The 21,796-nt window shown below is 41.8% G+C and carries 27 protein-coding genes and 9 tRNA genes; 12 read left to right on the forward strand and 24 right to left on the reverse strand.

Going from position 1 to position 21,796, the window contains the following annotated elements; genetic code table 11:
* Positions 1 to 29: 29 nt before the first annotated feature.
* Positions 30 to 506: an RNA deprotection pyrophosphohydrolase gene (gene ytkD / locus MHB67_RS13775; protein WP_133744334.1), complete on the reverse strand. Its 477-nt coding sequence runs from the start codon at positions 504 to 506 to the stop codon at positions 30 to 32.
* Positions 507 to 754: 248 nt separating this feature from the next.
* Here ytkD and MHB67_RS13780 point away from each other — a divergent pair, with 248 nt between their 5' ends.
* Together MHB67_RS13780 and MHB67_RS13785 are read left to right on the forward strand one after the other, a co-directional pair.
* Positions 755 to 1,366 carry a TerD family protein gene (locus MHB67_RS13780; protein ID WP_046312174.1) on the forward strand — a complete coding sequence of 204 codons (612 nt, stop codon included), beginning with the start codon at positions 755 to 757 and terminating at the stop codon, positions 1,364 to 1,366.
* A 22-nt stretch (positions 1,367 to 1,388) separates the two neighbouring features.
* A complete protein-coding gene (locus MHB67_RS13785; RefSeq protein ID WP_133744336.1) occupies positions 1,389 to 2,174 on the forward strand; it encodes an AIM24 family protein in 786 nt (261 codons plus the stop codon).
* 28 nt (positions 2,175 to 2,202) lie between these two features.
* Here the strand turns inward: MHB67_RS13785 and MHB67_RS13790 are convergent, their stop codons facing one another.
* The 4 genes from MHB67_RS13790 to MHB67_RS13805 form a co-directional block, all read right to left on the reverse strand.
* Positions 2,203 to 2,511, reverse strand: coding sequence for a hypothetical protein (locus MHB67_RS13790; RefSeq protein WP_024425787.1), 309 nt, complete (start codon positions 2,509 to 2,511; stop codon positions 2,203 to 2,205).
* Between the two features lie 44 nt (positions 2,512 to 2,555).
* Positions 2,556 to 2,960, reverse strand: coding sequence for a phage holin family protein (locus MHB67_RS13795; RefSeq protein ID WP_024424924.1), 405 nt, complete (start codon positions 2,958 to 2,960; stop codon positions 2,556 to 2,558).
* 153 nt (positions 2,961 to 3,113) lie between these two features.
* Positions 3,114 to 3,305 carry a hypothetical protein gene (locus tag MHB67_RS13800; RefSeq protein ID WP_024424925.1) on the reverse strand — a complete coding sequence of 64 codons (192 nt, stop codon included), beginning with the start codon at positions 3,303 to 3,305 and terminating at the stop codon, positions 3,114 to 3,116.
* Between the two features lie 127 nt (positions 3,306 to 3,432).
* Positions 3,433 to 3,870: a Dps family protein gene (locus MHB67_RS13805; RefSeq protein WP_133744337.1), complete on the reverse strand. Its 438-nt coding sequence runs from the start codon at positions 3,868 to 3,870 to the stop codon at positions 3,433 to 3,435.
* 131 nt (positions 3,871 to 4,001) lie between these two features.
* Between MHB67_RS13805 and ytzI the strand changes: the two genes are divergently transcribed.
* Positions 4,002 to 4,148, forward strand: coding sequence for a YtzI protein (gene ytzI / locus MHB67_RS13810; protein ID WP_003217544.1), 147 nt, complete (start codon positions 4,002 to 4,004; stop codon positions 4,146 to 4,148).
* An 8-nt stretch (positions 4,149 to 4,156) separates the two neighbouring features.
* Here the strand turns inward: ytzI and MHB67_RS13815 are convergent, their stop codons facing one another.
* Together MHB67_RS13815 and MHB67_RS13820 are read right to left on the reverse strand one after the other, a co-directional pair.
* Positions 4,157 to 4,594, reverse strand: a complete 438-nt coding sequence (locus MHB67_RS13815; protein WP_024425786.1) for a FixH family protein — start codon at positions 4,592 to 4,594, stop codon at positions 4,157 to 4,159.
* Positions 4,595 to 4,712: 118 nt separating this feature from the next.
* Positions 4,713 to 5,186: an S-ribosylhomocysteine lyase gene (locus tag MHB67_RS13820; protein ID WP_003217624.1), complete on the reverse strand. Its 474-nt coding sequence runs from the start codon at positions 5,184 to 5,186 to the stop codon at positions 4,713 to 4,715.
* A gap of 126 nt (positions 5,187 to 5,312) precedes the next feature.
* Here MHB67_RS13820 and yidD point away from each other — a divergent pair, with 126 nt between their 5' ends.
* Positions 5,313 to 5,537: a membrane protein insertion efficiency factor YidD gene (gene yidD, locus MHB67_RS13825; protein WP_024425785.1), complete on the forward strand. Its 225-nt coding sequence runs from the start codon at positions 5,313 to 5,315 to the stop codon at positions 5,535 to 5,537.
* 1 nt (position 5,538) lies between these two features.
* Here the strand turns inward: yidD and MHB67_RS13830 are convergent, their stop codons facing one another.
* Entirely contained in the window at positions 5,539 to 6,105 is a 567-nt protein-coding gene (locus MHB67_RS13830; RefSeq protein WP_024424929.1) for a carbonic anhydrase, read from the reverse strand.
* A 213-nt stretch (positions 6,106 to 6,318) separates the two neighbouring features.
* Here MHB67_RS13830 and MHB67_RS13835 point away from each other — a divergent pair, with 213 nt between their 5' ends.
* Positions 6,319 to 7,302, forward strand: a complete 984-nt coding sequence (locus MHB67_RS13835; RefSeq protein ID WP_024424930.1) for a zinc ABC transporter substrate-binding protein — start codon at positions 6,319 to 6,321, stop codon at positions 7,300 to 7,302.
* 77 nt (positions 7,303 to 7,379) lie between these two features.
* Here the strand turns inward: MHB67_RS13835 and MHB67_RS13840 are convergent, their stop codons facing one another.
* On the reverse strand, positions 7,380 to 7,622 hold the full coding sequence (locus MHB67_RS13840; RefSeq protein WP_024424931.1) for a type B 50S ribosomal protein L31: 243 nt from the start codon (positions 7,620 to 7,622) through the stop codon (positions 7,380 to 7,382).
* 176 nt (positions 7,623 to 7,798) lie between these two features.
* Here MHB67_RS13840 and MHB67_RS13845 point away from each other — a divergent pair, with 176 nt between their 5' ends.
* From MHB67_RS13845 to MHB67_RS13860, 4 genes are all read left to right on the forward strand, one after another.
* Positions 7,799 to 9,130 carry a cytochrome ubiquinol oxidase subunit I gene (locus tag MHB67_RS13845; RefSeq protein ID WP_024424932.1) on the forward strand — a complete coding sequence of 444 codons (1,332 nt, stop codon included), beginning with the start codon at positions 7,799 to 7,801 and terminating at the stop codon, positions 9,128 to 9,130.
* Between the two features lie 22 nt (positions 9,131 to 9,152).
* A complete protein-coding gene (locus tag MHB67_RS13850) occupies positions 9,153 to 10,199 on the forward strand; it encodes a cytochrome d ubiquinol oxidase subunit II (RefSeq protein WP_197172732.1) in 1,047 nt (348 codons plus the stop codon).
* Positions 10,200 to 10,267: 68 nt separating this feature from the next.
* A complete protein-coding gene (locus MHB67_RS13855; RefSeq protein WP_008360682.1) occupies positions 10,268 to 10,426 on the forward strand; it encodes a DUF1540 domain-containing protein in 159 nt (52 codons plus the stop codon).
* A gap of 25 nt (positions 10,427 to 10,451) precedes the next feature.
* Positions 10,452 to 10,643, forward strand: coding sequence for a hypothetical protein (locus tag MHB67_RS13860; protein ID WP_024424934.1), 192 nt, complete (start codon positions 10,452 to 10,454; stop codon positions 10,641 to 10,643).
* Between the two features lie 106 nt (positions 10,644 to 10,749).
* On the opposite strand, the gene menC is transcribed toward MHB67_RS13860, so the two are convergent.
* From menC to MHB67_RS13890, 6 genes are all read right to left on the reverse strand, one after another.
* Positions 10,750 to 11,874, reverse strand: a complete 1,125-nt coding sequence (gene menC, locus MHB67_RS13865; RefSeq protein ID WP_024424935.1) for an o-succinylbenzoate synthase — start codon at positions 11,872 to 11,874, stop codon at positions 10,750 to 10,752.
* On the reverse strand, positions 11,861 to 13,321 hold the full coding sequence (locus tag MHB67_RS13870; RefSeq protein WP_342492578.1) for an o-succinylbenzoate--CoA ligase: 1,461 nt from the start codon (positions 13,319 to 13,321) through the stop codon (positions 11,861 to 11,863). Before MHB67_RS13870 ends, menC begins: the two co-directional genes overlap by 14 nt.
* 71 nt (positions 13,322 to 13,392) lie before the next feature.
* A complete protein-coding gene (menB, locus tag MHB67_RS13875; protein WP_024424937.1) occupies positions 13,393 to 14,211 on the reverse strand; it encodes a 1,4-dihydroxy-2-naphthoyl-CoA synthase in 819 nt (272 codons plus the stop codon).
* 14 nt (positions 14,212 to 14,225) lie between these two features.
* Positions 14,226 to 15,053 (reverse strand): 2-succinyl-6-hydroxy-2,4-cyclohexadiene-1-carboxylate synthase, encoded by an 828-nt coding sequence (gene menH, locus MHB67_RS13880; protein WP_342492579.1) that lies wholly within the window; start codon positions 15,051 to 15,053, stop codon positions 14,226 to 14,228.
* A complete protein-coding gene (gene menD, locus MHB67_RS13885; protein WP_024424939.1) occupies positions 15,035 to 16,780 on the reverse strand; it encodes a 2-succinyl-5-enolpyruvyl-6-hydroxy-3-cyclohexene-1-carboxylic-acid synthase in 1,746 nt (581 codons plus the stop codon). Before menD ends, menH begins: the two co-directional genes overlap by 19 nt.
* Positions 16,773 to 18,191: an isochorismate synthase gene (locus MHB67_RS13890; RefSeq protein ID WP_103132316.1), complete on the reverse strand. Its 1,419-nt coding sequence runs from the start codon at positions 18,189 to 18,191 to the stop codon at positions 16,773 to 16,775. Before MHB67_RS13890 ends, menD begins: the two co-directional genes overlap by 8 nt.
* A 378-nt stretch (positions 18,192 to 18,569) precedes the next feature.
* On the opposite strand from MHB67_RS13890, the gene MHB67_RS13895 reads away from it, so the two are divergent.
* The 3 genes from MHB67_RS13895 (at position 18,570) to MHB67_RS13905 (ending at position 20,924) form a co-directional block, all read left to right on the forward strand.
* A complete protein-coding gene (locus MHB67_RS13895; protein ID WP_025093657.1) occupies positions 18,570 to 19,508 on the forward strand; it encodes a 1,4-dihydroxy-2-naphthoate polyprenyltransferase in 939 nt (312 codons plus the stop codon).
* A gap of 118 nt (positions 19,509 to 19,626) precedes the next feature.
* On the forward strand, positions 19,627 to 20,361 hold the full coding sequence (locus tag MHB67_RS13900) for a TraR/DksA C4-type zinc finger protein (protein WP_024425775.1): 735 nt from the start codon (positions 19,627 to 19,629) through the stop codon (positions 20,359 to 20,361).
* A gap of 86 nt (positions 20,362 to 20,447) precedes the next feature.
* A complete protein-coding gene (locus MHB67_RS13905; RefSeq protein ID WP_044332218.1) occupies positions 20,448 to 20,924 on the forward strand; it encodes a tryptophan-rich sensory protein in 477 nt (158 codons plus the stop codon).
* A 77-nt stretch (positions 20,925 to 21,001) separates the two neighbouring features.
* Here MHB67_RS13905 and MHB67_RS13910 read toward each other — a convergent pair.
* The 9 genes from MHB67_RS13910 to MHB67_RS13950 form a co-directional block, all read right to left on the reverse strand.
* Positions 21,002 to 21,073: transfer RNA gene (locus tag MHB67_RS13910), tRNA-Glu, on the reverse strand.
* Between the two features lie 7 nt (positions 21,074 to 21,080).
* Positions 21,081 to 21,171, reverse strand: a tRNA-Ser gene (locus MHB67_RS13915).
* Positions 21,172 to 21,174: 3 nt separating this feature from the next.
* A tRNA-Asn gene (locus MHB67_RS13920) sits at positions 21,175 to 21,249 on the reverse strand.
* A gap of 6 nt (positions 21,250 to 21,255) precedes the next feature.
* A tRNA-Ile gene (locus tag MHB67_RS13925) sits at positions 21,256 to 21,332 on the reverse strand.
* Positions 21,333 to 21,349: 17 nt separating this feature from the next.
* Positions 21,350 to 21,423: transfer RNA gene (locus MHB67_RS13930), tRNA-Gly, on the reverse strand.
* 11 nt (positions 21,424 to 21,434) lie between these two features.
* Positions 21,435 to 21,510: transfer RNA gene (locus tag MHB67_RS13935), tRNA-His, on the reverse strand.
* A gap of 25 nt (positions 21,511 to 21,535) precedes the next feature.
* Positions 21,536 to 21,608 (reverse strand) — tRNA-Phe (locus MHB67_RS13940).
* Between the two features lie 18 nt (positions 21,609 to 21,626).
* A tRNA-Asp gene (locus MHB67_RS13945) sits at positions 21,627 to 21,703 on the reverse strand.
* 4 nt (positions 21,704 to 21,707) lie between these two features.
* A tRNA-Met gene (locus MHB67_RS13950) sits at positions 21,708 to 21,784 on the reverse strand.
* Positions 21,785 to 21,796: the final 12 nt, after the last annotated feature.

Here is a 21,796-nt window from a genome sequence, read left to right on the forward strand (position 1 = left end):
GCACAGGGATTGTCACCCCTGCGCTTTTTTTAACGAATCAAACCGTTCTTTTCTAAATAAGCAAGACTTTGTCTTAACACATCATCTTTCATAATAAAACTGAAATTCTTATTTTTGGCGATGGATTTTGGCAAGTCTGCGAAAAGAACGGGTCCTTTCGTTTCAAAATACGTGTCTTGCTTCACTAGCTTTTCAATATCAGCGAAATAAATATTCTTGACAATGACCTTTTCTCTGCCCAGCACCTGATATTGACCAATATACGTTAATTCACGAACAACAGCACCCGTCTCTTCTTGAATCTCCCGTATAGCGGCTTGGTCTGCTTCTTCATCCGGCTCAACTTTCCCTCCTGGAAACTCATAGCCCCGATCCTCATGTTCAGTAAGCAGCCATTTCCCTTGGTAGCGGCAGATGGCCCAAACATGCTTAGGATGACTTGAAAAAGGCTTCTCCTCAAAAGAGAGCTTGACCGTATTATGATAATAGTCTTTAAATACATGCATGTGAAATCCCTCATATCCTGTCCTTGCTTCTTGTAAAACATCATACCACAGATCCCATTTATCTGAAGAATTTTTATCAAAAGTGAAACAAACGAGTGGTTCCAACTCGTCTGTATCTAAAATGAGGTATTGTTGCTAAAACCTTTTTATCATCTCCAACTTCACCCAATTTTAATCATGAAACCTTTTATCCCTATATAACGTAAATGAATCAGTGTTTGTCCTATGACAACGAGGAGGAAATCAGCATGAGTATAAAAAATGGGTCAAAACAAAACGCACCCCATGAGGTGATCAAGAAACACCTCGTGAAAGGGCAAAAGTTAGATTTAACAAAAGACAATCCAGCGGTCGACCAAATTCATATCGGGCTTGGCTGGGACCTGGCTGGTCAGCCAATTGATTTAGATACGCAAGTGTTTCTTTTAAATGAAGAGGACAAGCTGTTGTCTCCTAAGCATCTGATCTATTATCACCAGCAGCAAAGCTTAGATGGAGCTGTTCGTCATCTTGGTGATCATCAATTTGGCGGAGGGTATCGAGACAATGAAATGATTATTATGCAATTAAGCAGAGTCTCACCTGATATTCATAAAATTGTCGTCACAGCCACGATACATGATGCACACGAACGCCAGCATCATTTTGGACAAGTCACCAATGCCTACGTGCGACTTACGGATCAAATCTCGCAGCAAGAGATTTGTACCTTTCAGTTAACAGAGGATTATTCGTATTGTACATCCATTATATGCGCTGAACTCACGAGAGATCAGGAGGAATGGAAAATCACGGCGACCGGGCAAGGGACTACTCTAGATTTAAATGATTTATGCCGCATCTACGGATTTACATCTTGACGCAGGAAAGGAGCCGGCACCTATGGGATTTCATTTCAACACGATAGAAGAACTTACCTTACAAGCAGAAGGCAGCGGAATCTTTTTTGCCAAAAAAGGCGCCATGATTGCTGATCAAGGAAGTTTCCAATACCGCAAGCGATTACTTGGAACGAATAAAGGAAATATGGTCAGCCAAGTATTTAACCATATCAGCAGAAAATTCACAGGTGAAAACCTTGAGATGATGGAAGTGAGTGGACAAGGTACTTGCTACTTGGCGGATGCAAGCGAGCATGTAACAGTGATTAATCTTGAGCCAAGCGGTCCTTGGCAGCATGTAAGTGTAGAAAGTGAAGATTTACTTGCCTTTACTGAGGAATGCCATTACGGCGTCACACCAGTAGGCGTTGGTATTTTATCACAGAAAGGACTGTTTACATCAAAACTCTCTTATCAAGGGCACGGAGCGCAAGTCGCCATTAAAACGAATGGAAATCCGCTCATTTTAAAAGCCCCCTGCCGTGTAGACCCTGACGCAATTGTTGCTTGGACAGGCAAAGCACCGAAGGTCAAACTAGATGTGAACTGGAAAACTTTCATTGGACAAACTTCTGGCGAATCCTACTTATTTGAGTTTCAGGAACAAGATCAAATTGTCATTATCCAGCCATCTGAGCGCACATCTGGCTTACGGGTGGGCTTAGATGATAATCGCTACAAACCTCAGAGCCAGAGCTCCACTCATGAATTCACCAATTCACAGCAAGAAAATAGAGGCGGCGGGATCAGTGATTTGATCGGAGGCATTTTACAACCGCGAAAATAAAGCATGTAGAGATTCTCTACATGCTTTTTCAATTCATCAAACCGTTTGTCTCAATAAAGCTCCTTGTTTCTTCATTGCCGAGCTCATAAATCATTGTGTAAATCTCTTTTCTTTTTCTATCCATTTCATCATTTGGACTATCATAATGATATTCAAGAAACGGAACATGCGCCCGAAAGAAGCCTTTCCAATCTGTCATATACTGTTCATCGAAGTAGTCTCTCAGCTGCAAAATTTGATCATCATCTGCTTCTATTTGAAATTGCCAAGCCGCTGCATCTCTATGCTGCGATATCGATCCATCTTGTACGGATACATAGTATGTGTGTCTCGCCATCCGAATCATCCTTTTTGCCTTTAGTATGACCAGATATGAGGAAATTACGGCTTTTTGCGCAATTTATTTTTCAACATGTCCAATACATCAATAAACAACTGTGGAATGGGAACTCCAAGGGCTCTGGCTGTCGAGACGATTTGGTAAGATTCATAAATAATATAAAAGATGATCGCTAAATCCTTAATCGTCCCATTTGTCTTCAGCATGACATCGAAGAAATGTGCCATAGATATTAAGGAGACGGTCACGACCTTTCGAACAAGCCGCGTTAAAAACCGCTTCATTGTGAGCTGCCCAGTCAAAGATTCTCTTAGGCTTGAACAAATTAATTCAATAGCCATCAACGTCACTAAAATCATCAGTAAATATCCTGCTCCACCAAACAGAAAGCCCATCGCCGACAAACTCACTGTAACCAACGAAAAGATGCCTAAATCCTTGCTCACTTGGCATCAACATCCTTTCAAAGTGGAACTCCTTACCTCAATAGTATATGCCGAATTCTCGCAATAGCTTGGACGACAAAAAATAAAGGCGCTGTTATGTATTCAGGGAGACGAATGAGACCAAAAAAGCCGCCCATGAGGCGACTTCTCTTTTTAGACTCTGACATCAATAAATGAAGCATCTGAATCCTTTGGCTGAACAGCTTGAGGCTGCTGCTGCACTTGATCCAGCATCACCATAGCTTGTGCTGTATTCGTAGCAAGCTGTGAATTCAACAAACTAATATTGAGTGTCTTTTGAATGCTCGCTACTTGCTGACTCATCATTCCTGCAATAGAAGACATCTTCTTCCCTCCCTTCTCTTTTCTCTTCGGCTGAAAGCCCTATGATTTCAATGGGCTGTCTGTCCCTATTCCAATAAAAAAAGAATGTCGGTCTATTGATGACCGACATTCTTTTCACATACGTGTATTATCCTAAATATGCTTTAAGCATCCAGTTGTGTTTTTCAATGGATTGATGAATCGCAAGCAGCATATCACCTGTAGTTTCATCGCCAACCTCTGCAGCCAGCTCCATTCCTTTCTTTAATTCCTCAGCGATATTGGAGAAATCATTATATAGATTTTTCACCATTTGCTCCGCTGATTCTTTGCCTTCTGCTTCTTGAATGCTGGAAATTTCTAAGCACTCTTTCATTGTCGCAACAGGCTGTCCATTTAAAGCAAGCATACGCTCAGCCAAATCATCAATATATGTAGCTGTTTCTGTATATAGTTCCTCAAATTTCTCATGGAGTGTAAAGAAATCTTTTCCCTTTACATACCAATGATAGTTATGTAATTTCACGTAAAGCACAGTCCAATCAGCTACTTGTTTATTAACGACGTTTAATAATTGTTCAGACATATTTATTCCTCCTTATGTAATTGCGTTTAGTATGAGAATACCCTTTTCTTATTATACTGAAACCTGCCGTGTATTTCTTCTATTTTGACTGCATGAAATATATGTTAATATGGAAATAAGGAGGGAGTTAGATGCTGTTACTTGGGATTATCAGCTTTATCATTATCTCAATCGTTGTCTTTTTATCATTGTGGACGACATCGAAGGCTTATGAATATAAGCATAAAGTCGATTCACCACAGGATGCAGAACCAAATCAACGTCCTAATCCAAAATAAATCCGCTTTTAATGATGTGAGGTTTCTTCTTCTGCAGTAGTTGAACTCTCTTTTTTCACCTCACCTACGTGGATGTTCGTTTTCGGCATATTATGCTGCTGTTTAGCTGTCACATGGACTTGTATGATATAAAGGCCATCTTTTTTGAAGGCTGTGTGCAATTCGTATACACCTTTGTTTTCTTTCTTTGGCTGAATCATCTTGCTGTTATCCTTGTCGCCATCTTTCCACACTTCAAATTGAACATCATCTGCATCATCAACAGGCGTATCACCGTATGTGACAGCTGCTTTTACTATAACGCTTTCATTTTTCTCCACTTGCTCAGGTCCTGTGAGCTTTACTTCTAATAGCTCAGGCACTTCCCCTTTGCCGCTATTTGCTGCAGAGTTTCCACATGCACTCAATAACGTGAGTATCAGAATCATTCCCAACATTTTTCGCATCCTGCGTTTCCCCCTTCTTTTACTGACATGTCCATTTTAACAAATATCCCCTATTTTGACATCTCTGTTTGAATTCAAATAAAAAACCGGACATCTCAATGTCCGGTTCATCATTCTATTAACCAAATACTTTTAAAAGCTCTTCTTGATCCTGAGAAAGCCAGAAACGCATTAAACGTTTTGCCCCTTCAAGATCATGAAGCTTCGCTTGGCCGCATTGCTCTTCGTTTGCAGCAGGAATTTCTGTTACTTCAACCGCATCCTTGAATGTTGCATCAAGAAGTTCAACGATCTCTTTTGGAGTTGGTGCACCACTGACAACTAAATAGTAGCCTGTCTGGCAGCCCATTGGAGAAATATCAATGATATCAAAATGATCATATTTCTCTGAGTGTGTTCTAATATTAAACGCAAGCAAATGCTCTAATGTATGAATCGTATCAGGTTTCATCGCCTGCTTGTTGGGCTGACAAAAACGAATATCGAATTTATTTACTTCCCCATCTGATCCCACTTTATGAACGCCGCAGTGACGAACATATGGCGCTTTTACAGCATTATGATCAAGTTCAAAGCTTTCGACTGAAGGCATAATCACCACTCCTATAATTGCAATTTCCTATATTATAACATATTTCTCCGACCAGTTTAGTTTATAAAACTTTCCTTCCTTGTTCTTTTTTCTTATACTGTGGAAGACAGACAAGGAGGAACCTCTATGAAACAAATTTTTATCGGCATAATACGCTTTTATCAAAAATGTATTTCCCCTCTGACACCGCCAAGCTGCCGGTTTTATCCAACATGCTCAAACTATGGACTAGAGGCAATCAAAACGCATGGCGCGGTCAAGGGCGGCTGGCTCACCATAAAACGGATTTTGAAATGTCATCCGCTTCATCCTGGCGGCATCGATCCTGTCCCGCCTAAAAAGGAAAAGTAACTTACTTTTCTTCATATCCGTTGACAACTAAGTCAAGCTTCCCTGTTCCAGGGTCAATGACAAGACCATGTACAGGTACATCTGATGGAAGAAGCGGGTGATTTTTTACTACAGACACACTGTCCTTCACGCTCTCTTCGACTGAACTAAAGCTTTTGAGCCACTGTTTAAAATCAATTCCTGAGTATTCCAGTACTTCAATACGTTTTTCTGGAATACCGCGCTCAACGGCTTTATTTAAAAGTGTTTGGCTGTCTATTTTACTCATCCCGCAATCATGGTGCCCAATGACATATACCTCGTCAGCATTTAATTCATAAACAGCAACTAAAATGCTTCGCATAATACTTCCAAATGGATGCGAAACAAGCGCTCCAGCACTTTTGACAATCTTAATATCACCATTTTTCATGTTCATGGCACGCGGAAGCAGTTCAACAAGTCTTGTATCCATACACGATAGAATGACAGCTTTTTTCTGTGGAAACTTTGTTGTTGTAAATTCTTCGTATTTCTTTTCTTCAATAAATTGTTGATTATATTCGATGATTTCATCTAAAAGTTTCATACGTTTGTCCATTCCTTTATCTTTTTTAAAAATAAATATAGCACAATGTAAGAAATTTCGTCACGTTTTGCAGCTTATTTTTTTAGAGGAAACATCTGCTGATGAAAATTTTTTATTTTCCTCTTTTCAAATCGTAATTATTACGATACAATAACTCAGGACATTAAATCGTAATCATTTCTATCTATTAGATTGAGAGGAGACATTTTCTACATGAAAAAAATCTTTTTTATTTTAACAGCTGCTTTATTCGCGATCGGTCTTGCCGCTTGCTCAAGCAGCGCGGGCACTAATGCTTCAAAAGGAAAAGCAGACGGGAAACTAATCATTTACACCACGATCTTCCCAATTCAAGATTTCACTGAAAAAATTGGCGGCTCTCACGTTCATGCTCAAAGCGTGTATCCTGCAAATGCAGATGCACACAGCTTTGAACCAAGTTCAAAAACAATGGTTGAAATGGCTGAAGGTGATGCCTTTATCTACAGCGGCACAGGGGCTGAAGCATTCGCAGACAAAACTGCTGCCACTTTAAAAGACCAAGGTGTGAAAACAGTCAAAGCAGCCGAAGGCATCAAATTGTTATCGACAAATGAAGAACATGCACATGAAGAAGGCGAAGATCATGACCATGAAGGTGAAGACCATGATCATGACGGGCACGATCACGGAGATAAAGACCCTCATGCATGGTTAGACCCGGTTTATGCACAGCAAATGGCGAAAAACATTAAAGACACACTCGTCTCTTTAGATCCAGATCATAAAGACGAATACACAAAAAACTATGAACATCTAAAAAAAGATTTGCAATCGTTAGATCAAGAATTTAAAACAACGTTATCTAAAGCTAAACATAAAGAAATTCTTGTTTCTCACGCAGCTTATGGTTATTGGGAAAAGCGCTATGGCATTGAGCAAATCAGTGTTTTAGGGTTATCCGCTTCTGAGGAGCCATCACAAAAACAGCTCGAAAACATTGTACAAAAAGCGGAAAAGCATCACATTCAATACGTTATTTTTGAAAACAACGTCAGCAGCAAAGTATCAGATACAATCCGCAGTGAAATTGGGGCAAAAAGCTTGACCCTTAAAAATCTAGAATCCATTACTGAGGATGATGTCAAAAATGGCGAAAGCTACGTCAGCTTAATGAAACAAAACTTAAAGACCTTAAAAACTGCATTAAATGATTAATGCTTTGAACCCCGGGTGATCAACCGGGGTTTTTTGCTGTAAAAAAAAGCACACCGTTATCAGGCGTGCTTTTTTGATTACATTTGATATTTTTTCTTAAACTGCTCAGCTCTTCCGCCTTTTTCTCCGAATTTTTGACGTCCTGTATAAAAAGGATGCGTATCAGAGCTTGTTTCTACTTTAATGACAGGATACGTTTTCCCATCTTCCCACTCTACTGTCTCGTTTGATGTCTTTGTTGATCTACTCAAGAAGCGGTAACCGCTGTTTACGTCCATAAATACAACTTCATGTGAGGTTGGATGAATATCTCTTTTCAATGTCAAAACTCCTTTCGTTAATAAAACGTAATGGTTACGTTTTATATTTATATTCTACTCCCTCTTTTACAACTTGTCAAAAAACAAGCTTTCTTAGTCAGGAAGAATAATCTAAAAATGGTGGAGAATAATAAGCATCATGAAAAAGAGAAGCGATAAGAAAGGCGGAGAAAAAATTGACTGATCTCGTTTTAGCTAGAAGCCTGTTCGGCACAACCATGGGCTTTCATATTATTTATGCCTCGCTTGGCGTTGGCATCCCGCTAATGATTTTGTTAGCTGAACTCATCTTTCAAAAAACGAAGGACCCGCATTATGCCATCATGGCCAAGCGGTGGACAAAAGCACAGGCTGTTCTGTTAGGGGTCGCCATTCCAACAGGTACTATTGCTGGTACGCAGCTTGCCCTTTTATGGCCAGGTTTTATGGAGGTCATCGGAAAGGTCATGTCACTGCCATTCCAGATTGAAATCTATGCGTTCTTTATAGAAGCATTATTTATGTCTATTTATGTGTACGCAGCGGATCGCCTATCAAATGCAATGCGCATCATTACGGTTATTTTTATCGTCATTGGTGCAGCTGCATCAGCGATTCTAATTACAAACGTACATGCTTTTGAAGGGACACCTGCCGGCTTTCAGATGGTGAATGGAGAAATCACAAATATCGAGCCTTGGAAGGCCTTTTTCAATCCAAGCTTTGCTGTAACTGCTACACATGTTGTGCTGTCTGCTTTTACAACAGGTGCTTTTGTGATTGCTTCAGTTGCAGCTTTTAAAATGCTCAAAACGAGAAAAAATGAGAAGCTCTATACATTTCATCGAAAAGCCCTTTTTCTTGGACTCATTGTAGGAGGACTTTTCTCTTTTCTAACAGCCTTAAATGGCCACGAATCCGCTCAGCTTCTGTATGAATATCAGCCTGAAAAGCTGGCTGGAGCTGAAGGTTTATTTGAAACGCAATCACATGCGCCTCTTGCAATAGGTGGTTTTACGGATGCTGATTCGCAGGAAATTAAAGGTGCGATCGAAATTCCTTGGGCGCTCAGTTTTCTGGCAGGAAATAGCTTCGATACAGTGGTCAAAGGCTTAAATGATTTTCCTCGTGACGAGTGGCCGCCTTTATTTATACACACATTATTTAACGGCATGGTCATTATTGGATCGGTGCTCATTCTATTTGCGGTATTAGCGCTGCTTTACCGTAAAATTTTAAAACGGGACAAATTTCCGAAGTGGCTTCTTTTTCTTTACTTATTCGGCGGGCCTCTTAGTCTTTTGGCTATTGAATTTGGCTGGATTTTTGCTTGTACAGGCCGCCAGCCATGGGTTATTTATCGAATGCTCAAAACCTCAGAGGTTGTCACATCATCAGGCTCGATCGGGACACTTTTTATCCTTTTTGCCATTGTCTATCTCATCTTAGGCATAGCAACCGTCATAGTGCTGACTTACTACTTTAGGAAACATACGATTGAAGAAGACCTACGGTTAACAGAATCTTAAAAAGGGAGCGATCTTGATGCAAATGGATGTTACAACTGATGCGCTGATTGCAATCACCATCTTATGGGGATTCGTTTTTATCTATGCAGTGATGGCATCAATGGATTTCGGCGCAGGATTTTGGTCGATGATTTATATGAATAGAGAACAAACAAAGGCAGCTAATATCGCGAATAAGTATCTTTCTCCAACATGGGAAGTGACAAACGTCTTTATTGTCGCCATCGTTGTCGCATTGTTCAGCCTGTTTCCAGGTGCGACCTTTGTACTTGGTACCGTTTTATTAATACCCGGCAGCATTATTTTATTGCTTCTTGCACTGCGAAGCGGGTTTCTCGTGTTTTCTCATTCACTGCCTAAGAAATACCGAAAAGCGGTGACGTATATTTCAGGGATCAGCGGCTTTATCATTCCGTCCATCCTGATCATGGTTCTCCCAATCACCCATGGTGGCTTTATCTTTCAGGAGAACAACGTCTACTCATTAGATCTTGGACTAGTCTTTACAAGTGCAAATGTCTATTCTTTTATCGGCTTTGCCATTTTCAGCACCCTTTTTCTTTCGTCCTTGCTTTTAGCTGATTTCTCTAATGTTGCTGATGAAGATGAAGCTTACAGCATTTATAGAAGAGGGGCGCTCATTACGGGTCCACTTTCACTCATGATGGCCTTTTTTATCATGCTGACATTACGAAGCGAGGCCAATTGGCTGTTCACAAAAATGATGCAGAACATTCCTATTCTTCTTGTATCTCTCTTAATGTTTTTGCTCGCAGGACTGGCTCTATTTTTACCAAACAGCCGGTTTAAGCATCGGAAAGGGAGACCACGCCTTGCCGTCATTGCGATTACCATTCAATATTTCTTAGCAAGCTATGTGTATGGGCGTGCCCATTTGCCTTACATGGCTTATCCAGATATTACAATCATGTCTGGATTTACAGACCCTGTCACATTTAGGGCATTATTTATCACCTATATTGTAGGGTTTATCATCTTGTTTCCCGGATTTTATTTCTTCTGGAAATTATTTATGAAAGATAAGCGCTATATTCGTCAGGAAGATTAACATGAATGGACGAGCTTCATTTCGGTTACATTATAGATGAAAGACATACTCAAAAGGAGGTCATCTGTATGAGTCAAAAAATCCTTTGTGAAGTCAATAACTGTTCCTATTGGAATGCTGGAAACCGCTGTGGTGCAGATGCAATCTATGTCGTCAGCCACACAGGAAATACGGCTGAGAAAAGTGAAGAAACGGATTGTAAAACGTTTAAACCACAAGACCTTTAAGTCTCATTGAAGGAGGCGCTTCAATTTGAAACACGATCGGTTGCTTCAAACGTTTTTTGACGAAATTCATGACGCGGATGAAGCCGCATTCCACCAAGCCGCTCACTCCTTTTTAAATCTTTGGGATTATGAATATGGACATGCATCAAACATGCCAAGTGAAATTCATCAGTATATCGGACAGCTTGCTTATGACAGCGAGCTGGTTGAAGAGTAAGAAAGAGCGGATCACCGCTCTTTCTTTTTTGTTCAGACAGGAAGGAAAAACTTTCTCTCACTATATCTAGATTCTATTTGGGATGCAAAAGGTGATTCCTTCGTTTTTATCTCACAAAATCATGTTTTGTAAACACGTCGATTTTATCAGAAAACGAACGGAGCGCTTGGTAATCAACTTCCACGCCCATTCCTGGTGAACGAGGCACCTCAATAAACCCATTTTCAACCTTAATTTCAGGAAAAATGATATCCTGCTCCCAAAATTTTGACGAAGCTGAAATATCACCGGGAATCGTAAATTGAGGAAGCGAAGCAAGTGCTACGTTCTGCGCTCGGGAAATACCTGTTTCAATCATCCCTCCGCACCATAACGGAATTTGATGCTCCTTACTGAACGTATGAATTTTAAGAGCCTCTGTCAATCCGCCAACTCGTGAAGGCTTCACATTAATAATTTGACAGCTGCCAAGCTCTACAGCTTTTCTAGCATCATCTAAAGAACAAATACTTTCATCTAAACAAATCGGCGTTTTTAAATGCTTTTGCAAATGGCGGTGGTCCACAATATCATCTGCAGCTAAAGGCTGTTCAATCATTAATAAACGAATATCGTCGAGCTGCTTAAGCTTGCTAATATCTTTTAATTCATAAGCAGAGTTTGCATCTGCCATTAATGGCAGATCAGGAAAAGACTCTCTGATCTTTTGAAGAAGTCCAATATCTTGCCCCGGTTTAATTTTCACCTTCACCCGCTGATAACCTTGGTCAACAAATTGCTGAATTTGCTCAAGCATATCGTCAATAGGGCCTAACCCCGCCACAACACCAGATGGTATTCTATCTTTTGTACCGCCTAATACATCGCGTAAAGACTTATTCTCACGCTTCGCATAAATATCCCAAACAGCCGCTTCAATGCCTGCTTTCGCCATCCTATTGCCTTTAAAATGATATAGACTGTCAGGGATTTCTGAAGGATGTGTAAAGGTGCGCGTCAGCACGTTCGGTATAAAGAAAGCCCTCAGCATATGATAGCAAGTCTCAATTGTTTCTTCTGTATACCACGGAGAAGAAAAAGCAGAGACTTCTCCCCATCCAGTCAATCCTGTCTGATCTTTGACTTCAACAATAATAAACTCACGCTCTGAAATGGTTCCAAGACTTGTTGTAAATGGCTGTTTAAGCTTCATCGTGACATGATATAAAATTACTCGTTCAATTTGAATCATTTGAAAACCCCTTTGATCTGAGTCTGTGCCTTTGCAATTTATTCGACGCATTTCTTGGCAGCTCGTCCACAAAGTGAAAAACGGCGGGCCATTTATATTTGGCTAAATGCGACCCACATAAAGCATAGAGCTCATTCTCCGGTATCTTATCATCTGTTACAAGGAAAGCAGCAGGTACCTCTCCCCATCTATCATCATACATACCCGTTACTCCGGCTTCCTTGACATGCGGATGTGTTAGCAGAACCGCTTCAATTTCCGCAGGATAAATATTTTCTCCGCCAGAAATAATTAAATCTGAACGGCGGTCAAGCACAAATAAGAACCCTTCCTCATCCACATAGCCAATATCGCCCGTTTTCAGCCAGCCCTCATCAAAAGCAGCCGCGGTCGCCTCTTCACGGTAAAGGTATCCTTTCATCACATTTGCACCTTTCACCATGATTTCACCATGCTCAAAAGGACGGCAAATGCGATCACCATCTTGAATTTTCAGCTCACACCCAAAAAGAGGTTTTCCCGCTGACCCAAGCTTCTCTACACTAAATTCGGGCGCAAGGGTCACAATTTGTGAACAGGTTTCCGTCATCCCGTACGATTGAAAGACAGGAAAGCCCTTCTCTTTGCTTTCTTGAAGCATCGCATAAGGCGCAGGTCCTCCGCCTAATAAAAGACAGCGCAAAGAAGACGGACATTCTGCCAATCTGCTTAACAAACGAGATAACATCGTCTGCACAACAGAAATCATCGTTACACGATGCCGTTCAATAGAATCCTTTACTTCATCGACGTCAAACTTCTGATGAAGCACGACTGTCATGCCATATATCACAGACTTAAATAAAGCAGATAAGCCGCTAATATGAAAAAGAGGCAGGGCAATGAGCCAGCGGTCATCCTCTCTGAGACCCAGATTCAGTGCAGAGGAAACAGCACTATGAAAATGATTGCCAAACGTTTGCTCAACCCCTTTTGGACGTCCTGTTGTACCAGATGTATACATGATGGTCGCTGTTTCATTCAAATCAAATTCACTCTCGATCTTGTTGACATGGCCTTGCCCTGGTTTAGGTAAAGTTTCCATTGTATAAACGGGTAAATCACCCTCATGGTCGCTTGCATAACTAGATTCTGTTAATAACGCCGCGGCTTTTGCATCTTCTAGCTGATAGCGCCTTTCAGCTTTTGTCAGCTTATTATTCAATAGCACAATTTTTAACCCTAATAAAAAACAGGCATGTACAAGCATCACCATATGAGGATGATTGTTCATCAAAAGCGCAACCGTTTCCCCTTTTTTCAATGATGTCTGAGCAAGTCTATTTGAAAGCTCTTCCGCTTCTTGAGCTAATTCGTGAAATGTCCACTCTTTCTCTTGATAAATGAGTGCGACTCGATCTGGCGTTAAATAGGCACGGTGCAGCAGCCAATTAGGTTGCTTCATCATGACACCTCCTTTTCGTAAAAGAAAACAGCTTAGTCTGATGCACTAAGCTGTTGTTCATTGATATCATTGAATCAAGGGAAACGCGGGAACTGGCCGAAGTCCGGCTTGCGTTTTTCCTTAAAGGAATCGCGTCCTTCTTTTGCTTCATCTGTTGTGTAATAAAGAAGTGTCGCATCTCCTGCAAATTGCTGAATTCCAGCTAATCCATCCGTATCTGCGTTAAATGCAGCCTTCAAGAATCGTAAAGCAGTCGGGCTCTTTTCTAGCATCTCCTCACACCACTTCACCGTTTCCTCTTCAAGCTGATCTAATGGGACAACTGTGTTAACAAGTCCCATATCAAGCGCTTCTTGTGCATTGTATTGACGGCATAAGTACCAGATTTCTCTTGCTTTCTTATGACCAACAATACGTGCAAGGTAGCCTGAACCATAACCAGCATCAAAGCTGCCTACTTTTGGACCTGTTTGTCCAAAAATTGCATTATCTGCTGCAATCGTCAGGTCACACACAACGTGAAGAACGTGGCCTCCGCCAATCGCGTAACCTGCTACCATTGCGATAACTGGTTTTGGAATGACACGAATCAAACGCTGCAAGTCTAATACATTTAGACGTGGAATTTGATCGTCTCCTACATAACCGCCATGGCCGCGAACTTTTTGGTCTCCACCAGAACAGAATGCTTTTCCGCCAGCACCTGCAAGTACGATCACACCAACTTCTGAATTATCACGAGCCCGTGAAAATGCATCAATTAATTCACTAACAGTCTTTGGGGTAAACGCGTTATGTACGTGCGGACGATTAATCGTAATCTTTGCGATCCCATTGTATGTTTCATATAAAATTTCGTCATACTGACGCTCAGTTTGCCATTCAATAGCCATCAATATTTCCTCCTCTAATCTTGCGCTAAAATAAACTCACTTACTATTTTACCAAAAAAATGTGGTTGTTCCACATGAACTGTATGCCCAGCATGCTCAGCCACTATAAATTGACTTCCTTTCAGCTCCTGCTGCATACGTTTGCCGATATGGCAGAACTTTTCATCAAGCGTTCCGCAAATGAACAAAGCAGGCAAATGAATATGCTTTAACGCCTTCCAAACAGACGGCTGTGAACCTGTTCCAATTCCCTCTAAGCTGCGAGCCAGTCCAAGAGGATTGGCTTTTAGTCTTCCCTCTCTCAGCTCAGTCTGCCTTTCCGCTGATAAAGTTTTCTGCGACGCAAACAAAGGAATGCTTTCCCAAAAATCCACAAACTTCACTAAGCCTTCATGTCTAATCTTTTGAGCAAGCTGATGATCATGCTTTAGTCTTGCCATCCGCTCTTTAAAAGTGCGAAGCCCAGGAGATGTACTCTCAAGAATCAATTTATTGACACGATCTGGATAACGAGCGGCAAATGATAAAGCAATACGTCCTCCCATAGAATATCCGAGAATATTCACTTTGTGAAGCTTTAATTGGTTTAAAATCTCTACAAGATCTGCCAGCTGCTGAGACATGGCATATCTTCTCACACTTTCTGGCGAGTCCGTACGCCCATGTCCAAGCAAGCTGATCTGAATCAGTCTTGTATTCTCCAAATAAGCATTCAAGAACGTCCAAGACGCTGCACTTCCAGTGAAGCCGTGTAAGCATAATGTGGCATTTGCTGCCGAAGGGTCCTGGTCCACCACTTCGTACGCTACCCCATCACGCATTCTTATGATGAGAGAAGGCATTCTTTTTTCACTTCTTCCAATATGTCATCCATCATTTGACGATGCTTGTCTACACGGGAATGACGATCTGTTTCAATTTCAATTAAATGAAGCCCTGGTTCATCTATATGCGCCATGTACACATCATGTAACTCTTGTTTCGTTGACGGTTTCGAATAGGTTCCCCCATATAACTTCGATGCATACTCAAAATTCAGTCCTGTCGGCGTACCGAAGAGCTTTTCATAATAAGGTTTATCAGACGCCTGCGGAAGGAAAGAAAAGATACCTCCCCCATCATTGTTTATCAAAACAACTGTCAGCGGAATGTCCATCAGCTTAGCTGCAAGCAGACCGTTCATATCATGGTAAAATGATAAATCTCCAATGACTAAAGTGACTGGCTGCTTCAAGGCTGCATACGTGCCAAGTGCTGTGGACACAACGCCGTCAATGCCATTTGCTCCGCGATTCGCCATCATTCGAAAAGGCTTGGACTGAGTCTCAAAAAATGTATCTACATCACGAATCGGCATACTATTACCGATAAAAAGGACACTCTCCTTTGGCAAGAGGTGCTGAAGCTGACGGTACACATTCCCTTCAAAGGACAAATCCTCATCTGAATAGCGGGCTGCATGCGTTCTGAATGAAGAATTAGCATTCTGCCAGCAGTTTAAGAAACTTGTCTCTTTACGTTGTACTGCTTGATTTAATGCTGCTTCTCCAAAAGCAGAGACAGTACTTTCAATGACGTATGAAGCACTTAACCCAGGATCACGGAAGCCTCCGGCAGCATCAACAACAATCTGCTTTACTTCCGCATGTTTTTCCAGCCACTTGAATAAGGGCTTAGATACAGGCATCGGTCCAAAGCGAATGACCATATCCGGCAATAGGTGCTGCTGTAATGCTTCATCTTTTAATAAAGAATCATACGCATCGATGATCAGATCTTCATTTTCATGTCCGTTGCGTAAAAGAGACAGCGGGTCAGCTAAAATAGGTAAATGCAGAGCTTTCGAAAGGCGTAAAACCGCCTCTTTTTCTTCCTGTGTATGAAGTTCACCAGCCACAATCAGTCCCTTTTTGGATTGGTTCATGACGGTTACGATTTCAGACATCACTCGATCATTTGGGAAAGCCTGACCTGATGCTAATACCTTTTTCGTGTCTGATTCTTCTCGCGCGAAAGGGTCAATAGACAGATCAGGAAGCAATGGTTCTCTCAGAGGTACATTGATCTGAACAGGCCCCTTTGGCTCCTGCATCGACATGTGATTTGCTCTCGCAGCTGCTGTCTGAACATAACGCAGCATCGTTTGACTTTCCTCTGGCAATGCTAAGTCTGTGAACCATTTAACAAACTTACCGAATAAGAATTGCTGATCAATCGCTTGAGGTGCCCCAACTTCCCTCAATTCGTGCGGCCGATCAGCAGTTAACACAATAAGAGGTACACGAGAATAATGCGCCTCTACAATGGCTGGATAAAAGTTAGCAGCTGCTGTACCTGATGTACAAATGAGCAGCACTGGTGATTGACTTGCTTTTGCAAGACCAAGCGCATAAAAAGCAGCAGACCGTTCGTCCACTAAAACATGGACATGGATGTCTTGATGAGCAAGGGCCAGCATCGCAAGCGGAGTTGAACGAGAACCAGGACAGACAACTGCCTCTTTCACACCACCTTGGACGAATTCATCCATCAATCTGCCTATATATGTTGTCATGATGTGATTATTCAATAGGATGACCTCCAAGAGCAGACAGCATTGGTCTTAACTTCACTTGTGTTTCCTCATACTCCTGCTTTGCAAGGGAATCCTCTACAATTCCACAGCCGGCGAACAAACGAACACGATCTTCCTCAATAAGACCTGACCGAATGGCTACAGCAAATTCTCCATTATCCTGAGAATCAATCCAGCCTACCGGCGCTGCATACCAGCCGCGCTTAAGCGGTTCGATTTCACGAATCACTTCAACCGCCTTTTCCTTAGGATATCCGCCTAATGCCGGCGTCGGATGAAGCTGCTCAATTAATGAAAAGAGGGAACAGCTGCTTTTGATTTCTCCCACAATCGGTGTAAACAAATGCTGAATGTTTTTTGTTTTATAAAGACTTGGTTGATTTGGTTTATGCACATGAAGGCAATTCGCTTTAAATGCTTGCTCAATCATATTGACGACAATTTGATGTTCAATCAAATTCTTCTCATCATGCAGCAGTTCCTCGCCTAATGCGTAATCCTCCGCTTCATCTTTTCCGCGAACAATGGAACCTGCTAAACAGGATGAAAAGACCTCTCCGCCGCTTTTTTTCACTAAGCGTTCCGGCGTGGCTCCGACAAATGCTTGTCTTCCCTGTTCAACCGCAAATACATAACTCGTTGTTTGGTGCTTTAATAATTCTGCTAATAGTGGAGCAAGTTCAATTTGATTTTTATAGTGAAGCAAGACTTCTCTTGCTAAAACAACCTTTTCATATTCGTTTGCACGAATGTGGTCTGTCGCTTCTTGGATCGCCTTCATCCATTCGTTCACATCCAGCTCTTCCATATGAACAAGTTCAGCTTGTCCACCAGTCCGTACTGGCAATGTCTCGAAACGAGAGGCTTTTTGTTCTAATTCTTGAATAAGCTGATGAACATTCCCGTCCACCTGCTTCCACTCATTGATCGTAAGAAAACTGCCTTCTTTTGAGACAGTCAGCATGATCGATGGCACAAAAAAATGAGCCTCGCCAAATGCTTCCCAATGACGCGCCTTCTCTTCCTGCGGATCAAACGAGAATCCTCCAAATAAAAGCGGACCAACAGCCGCTTGCTTTAACTCCTTCTCATCATGAAAATGGAACATGTGCTGTTTTAGCTGTTCCCATTCTTGATGGACTATATCGAATCGTTCCTTGCCTTGCTCAGATGATTTAATGACGGCCGCTCTGCCAAGTCCAGAAAATATCATTTGGCTTTCTGGATCAGACCAAAAAAACCGCTCGCCTAAAAAATCCGCTTCGCCGCTTTGGAAAAAGGCAAGAGGATCCAGATCGTCAACTCTTCTGGAGTAGCTTATCAAAACAGCATGGTTGACGTTATTCGCTTCTTCTAATGTCGCGAGCGCTTCCTGCCGGAAAGTACTTTGCACTGTTGTCACCATGATACATTCCTCCAAAATCCATGAAATAACATAAAAAATAAAACCATAACAAAAATACATGAACATTCGAATATGTCGAATGACCTGCTTTTCTATTATAAACCTTAACAGATGAACTTAGTAAAGAAAACAGCTTTTAAAACCTCGAATCCTTATTATATCACGCTTTCAAGATTTTTTCGCTCCTGCTTATTGAAACGAGAGCATCAAAGGTAAAATGGCAGGTCCTGTTCTAAAATCAAGCTTTCCTTCGATATGGCAACGATTAGCAAACATCTTTTTCCCGATTCATCGCATCAATATATTGACACCTTTTTGAACTTTGCTAAACTGGAATTTGGACGTGTACGTATTTTTTTATTTAAAGGAGTATATTTTATGCAGCATCAATCGATATCAGATCAGCTTTCACCAATAAAGCCTGATAAAAACTGGCGAATTTGGTGGAATTTACTACGACCGCATACACTAACAGCGGCATTTATTCCCGTTACTTTAGGAACTGTTTTAGCACTTCCAAGTGGTCAAATACATGTTGGGCTGTTTTTAGCCATGCTGTTTGCATCTATGTTTATCCAAATCGCAACAAACATGTTTAATGAGTACTTTGATTATGTTCGCGGGCTTGACAACGAGAAATCTGTCGGCATCGGCGGAGCCATTGTAAGAAACGGTGTGAAGCCAAAGACAGTCCTCAGCCTCGCTTATGCACTATTTGCGCTTTCTTTATTACTTGGGGTATATATTTGCATGATGTCTAGCTGGTGGATTGCACTAATAGGACTTATTTGTATGGCAGCAGGCTATTTCTATACTGGCGGCCCTGTACCAATTGCATATACACCGTTTGGAGAACTTGTTTCAGGTGCTTTTATGGGATTAGGAATCATCTTGATTAGTTTCTATATCCAAACAGGCACACTGACATCTAAAGCGGTTCTCATCTCACTACCAATTTCTATTTTAGTTGGTGCCATCTTACTATCGAACAATATCCGTGATTTAGACGGGGATAAGGAAAATGGACGAAGAACACTTGCCATTCTTGCTGGACGCAAAGCTGCAGTGAACATTTTACTTTCCATGTTTTTGGTATCATATGTACTCATTTTTGTTTATATCTTCACAGATATCGTCGGTCTTTGGAGTCTTCTTGTTTTACTGAGTGTGCCAAAAGCCTATACAGCCATTAAAGAGTTTAAACAAAAAGAAAAGCCGATTGAATTAATGAATGCCATGAAATCTACAGCTCAAACCAATACATTTTTTGGTTTTCTGCTGACGATCGCTTTAATCATACAATACTATATCGCGTAACAAAAAACGCCTGCAGCCGCAGGCGTTTTTTTAATAAGGAATTGCTTCAAATTGGAACTAGTCTTACATACAAAATTGCTCATACTAACAATATGTTTGATATGAAAGGATGATCGCTTTGTTGTCTAAAGACGAATTACATCATTTGAAGCAGCGCCTTCTCGATGAAAAGAAAGAACTTGAAGCCAAAAGCCATGACGATGAACAGAAAGTATCCTTTCCTTACGATTCAATCGGTGAATTGTCTGCCTATGATAACCACCCTGGTGATCAAGGGACAGAGCTGTTCGAACGTGGGAAAGATATTGCTTTAAACAGCTTGGAACATGAACATATGTTAGACATCAATGAAGCACTCCAAGCCATTGCAGACGGCTCTTATGGTCTGTGCAAGGTCTGTAAAGCCCCTATTCCAAAGGAACGCTTAGAAGCCTTGCCTACTGCCGTCACATGCACAGAGCATTCAAAAGAACAGACCGTTTCACAAAACCGTCCGATTGAAGAGGATTTATTAAGTCCTCCCGCGGGACAATTCGAAAATGAAGAAAGTGCTGCGTACGATGGAGAGGATGCCTACCAAGACGTAGAACGCTACGGAAACTCTGAGACCCCGTCTGATATGGAATTCCCTCCTCTAACATACGATGATGTATATACACAATCAGAAGATGAAGATTATGTGGAGGACTACGAAGGATTCGCAGCTGCTGATATTGAAGGAAAAGCAAGCAAGGTGTATCCGACCAAAGCACACGAGGCCTATGAAGAAGCACTAGACGAAGAAGGTGTCATGACAGTATTTGGTGACTTGAAACCGTACGAGGAAGAACCTTATACAGAAGAAAATCATTAGTCCCCTCATATTGGGGGCTTTATGTTTATATCATGTAATTATTGGGAAATCATTTTAAGAGTGAATTTGATTGGAGGAGATTCTTGATGGCTAGAAAAAGTATCATTTGGGCGATTGTCGTCTTCTTTATTACATACGCACTATTCTCTATTGCCGGATTCTTGTTCCCCGTCGACAGAGAATGGTATGACGCATTGAATAAACCAGAATGGACGCCTGGTGGCGGTGTGATCGGTGCTGTGTGGGCTGTCTTATTTGCACTCATCTCATTGTCCGCAGCGATCATTTATGGAAAATATGGATTCCAAAAAATCACTTTACCATTTTGGATTCTTTTCCTTTTAAATTATGTTTTCAATCAAGCCTTTAGCTTTTTTCAATTTACACAAAAGGATTTGTTTGTAGCTACAATCGACTGCCTTCTCGTCGCACTGACAGCACTTGCACTTGTCATCGTCTCACGTAAACTAAGCAAAGTCGTTCCAATTTTACTGATTCCTTATGTCTTATGGGGTTTCTTTGCCACATACTTGTCTTATACGATCTATTCCATGAATATGTAAAAAAAAGACCGCCATGATGCGGTCTTTCGTTTTGGAGAAAATAAAAAAGAGATCTTTGACAAGATCTCTTTTAAAAATGACCCGTACGGGATTCGAACCCGTGTTACCGCCGTGAAAGGGCGGTGTCTTAACCGCTTGACCAACGGGCCAGATCAATGGCGGAGAAGGAGGGATTTGAACCCTCGCGCCGCTTACGCGACCTACACCCTTAGCAGGGGCGCCTCTTCAGCCACTTGAGTACTTCTCCATTTGGCTCCGCAGGTAGGATTCGAACCTACGACCGATCGGTTAACAGCCGATAGCTCTACCACTGAGCTACTGCGGAAGATCATGGTGGGCCTGAGTGGACTCGAACCACCGACCTCACGCTTATCAGGCGTGCGCTCTAACCAGCTGAGCTACAGGCCCATGAACAGATATACAAATGGAGCGGGTGATGGGAATCGAACCCACGACATCAGCTTGGAAGGCTGAGGTTTTACCACTAAACTACACCCGCAAAAATATGTATGGGGCGATTGATGGGAATCGAACCCACGAGTGCCAGAGCCACAATCTGGTGCGTTAACCACTTCGCCACAACCGCCATACTATGAATATTTTTATAAAAGTGGCTCGGGACGGAATCGAACCGCCGACACACGGATTTTCAGTCCGTTGCTCTACCAACTGAGCTACCGAGCCAAGTATTCTTTTGAAAAATGGCGGTCCGGACGGGACTCGAACCCGCGACCTCCTGCGTGACAGGCAGGCATTCTAACCAACTGAACTACCGGACCATTTTGGTTGCGGGGGCAGGATTTGAACCTGCGACCTTCGGGTTATGAGCCCGACGAGCTACCGAACTGCTCCACCCCGCGATGATATGGCTT

This window comes from Bacillus sp. FSL H8-0516 (assembly GCF_038635285.1).
Lineage (GTDB): Bacteria > Bacillota > Bacilli > Bacillales > Bacillaceae > Bacillus > Bacillus safensis.

Excerpts from the sequence above, each read along its gene's own strand:
- MHB67_RS13800 (WP_024424925.1), bottom strand. The coding sequence starts at position 3,305 with ATGTCTTCTATTGCAGGAATGATGAGTCAGCAAGTAGCGAGCATTCAA.
- menH (WP_342492579.1), bottom strand. The coding sequence starts at position 15,053 with ATGCCTTCTCTCATCATAAGAATGCGTGATGGGGTAGCGTACGAAGTG.
- MHB67_RS13850 (WP_197172732.1), top strand. The coding sequence starts at position 9,153 with ATGGATGTTACAACTGATGCGCTGATTGCAATCACCATCTTATGGGGA.
- MHB67_RS13890 (WP_103132316.1), bottom strand. The coding sequence starts at position 18,191 with ATGGTGACAACAGTGCAAAGTACTTTCCGGCAGGAAGCGCTCGCGACA.
- ytzI (WP_003217544.1), top strand. The coding sequence starts at position 4,002 with ATGCTGTTACTTGGGATTATCAGCTTTATCATTATCTCAATCGTTGTC.
- MHB67_RS13805 (WP_133744337.1), bottom strand. The coding sequence starts at position 3,870 with ATGTCTGAACAATTATTAAACGTCGTTAATAAACAAGTAGCTGATTGG.
- MHB67_RS13790 (WP_024425787.1), bottom strand. The coding sequence starts at position 2,511 with ATGGCGAGACACACATACTATGTATCCGTACAAGATGGATCGATATCG.
- MHB67_RS13830 (WP_024424929.1), bottom strand. The coding sequence starts at position 6,105 with ATGAAACTTTTAGATGAAATCATCGAATATAATCAACAATTTATTGAA.
- ytkD (WP_133744334.1), bottom strand. The coding sequence starts at position 506 with ATGCATGTATTTAAAGACTATTATCATAATACGGTCAAGCTCTCTTTT.
- menB (WP_024424937.1), bottom strand. The coding sequence starts at position 14,211 with ATGGCTATTGAATGGCAAACTGAGCGTCAGTATGACGAAATTTTATAT.
- MHB67_RS13895 (WP_025093657.1), top strand. The coding sequence starts at position 18,570 with ATGCAGCATCAATCGATATCAGATCAGCTTTCACCAATAAAGCCTGAT.
- MHB67_RS13870 (WP_342492578.1), bottom strand. The coding sequence starts at position 13,321 with ATGATGAAGCAACCTAATTGGCTGCTGCACCGTGCCTATTTAACGCCA.
- yidD (WP_024425785.1), top strand. The coding sequence starts at position 5,313 with ATGAAACAAATTTTTATCGGCATAATACGCTTTTATCAAAAATGTATT.
- MHB67_RS13905 (WP_044332218.1), top strand. The coding sequence starts at position 20,448 with ATGGCTAGAAAAAGTATCATTTGGGCGATTGTCGTCTTCTTTATTACA.
- MHB67_RS13780 (WP_046312174.1), top strand. The coding sequence starts at position 755 with ATGAGTATAAAAAATGGGTCAAAACAAAACGCACCCCATGAGGTGATC.
- MHB67_RS13835 (WP_024424930.1), top strand. The coding sequence starts at position 6,319 with ATGAAAAAAATCTTTTTTATTTTAACAGCTGCTTTATTCGCGATCGGT.
- MHB67_RS13820 (WP_003217624.1), bottom strand. The coding sequence starts at position 5,186 with ATGCCTTCAGTCGAAAGCTTTGAACTTGATCATAATGCTGTAAAAGCG.
- menC (WP_024424935.1), bottom strand. The coding sequence starts at position 11,874 with ATGATTCAAATTGAACGAGTAATTTTATATCATGTCACGATGAAGCTT.
- MHB67_RS13785 (WP_133744336.1), top strand. The coding sequence starts at position 1,389 with ATGGGATTTCATTTCAACACGATAGAAGAACTTACCTTACAAGCAGAA.
- MHB67_RS13815 (WP_024425786.1), bottom strand. The coding sequence starts at position 4,594 with ATGCGAAAAATGTTGGGAATGATTCTGATACTCACGTTATTGAGTGCA.
- MHB67_RS13855 (WP_008360682.1), top strand. The coding sequence starts at position 10,268 with ATGAGTCAAAAAATCCTTTGTGAAGTCAATAACTGTTCCTATTGGAAT.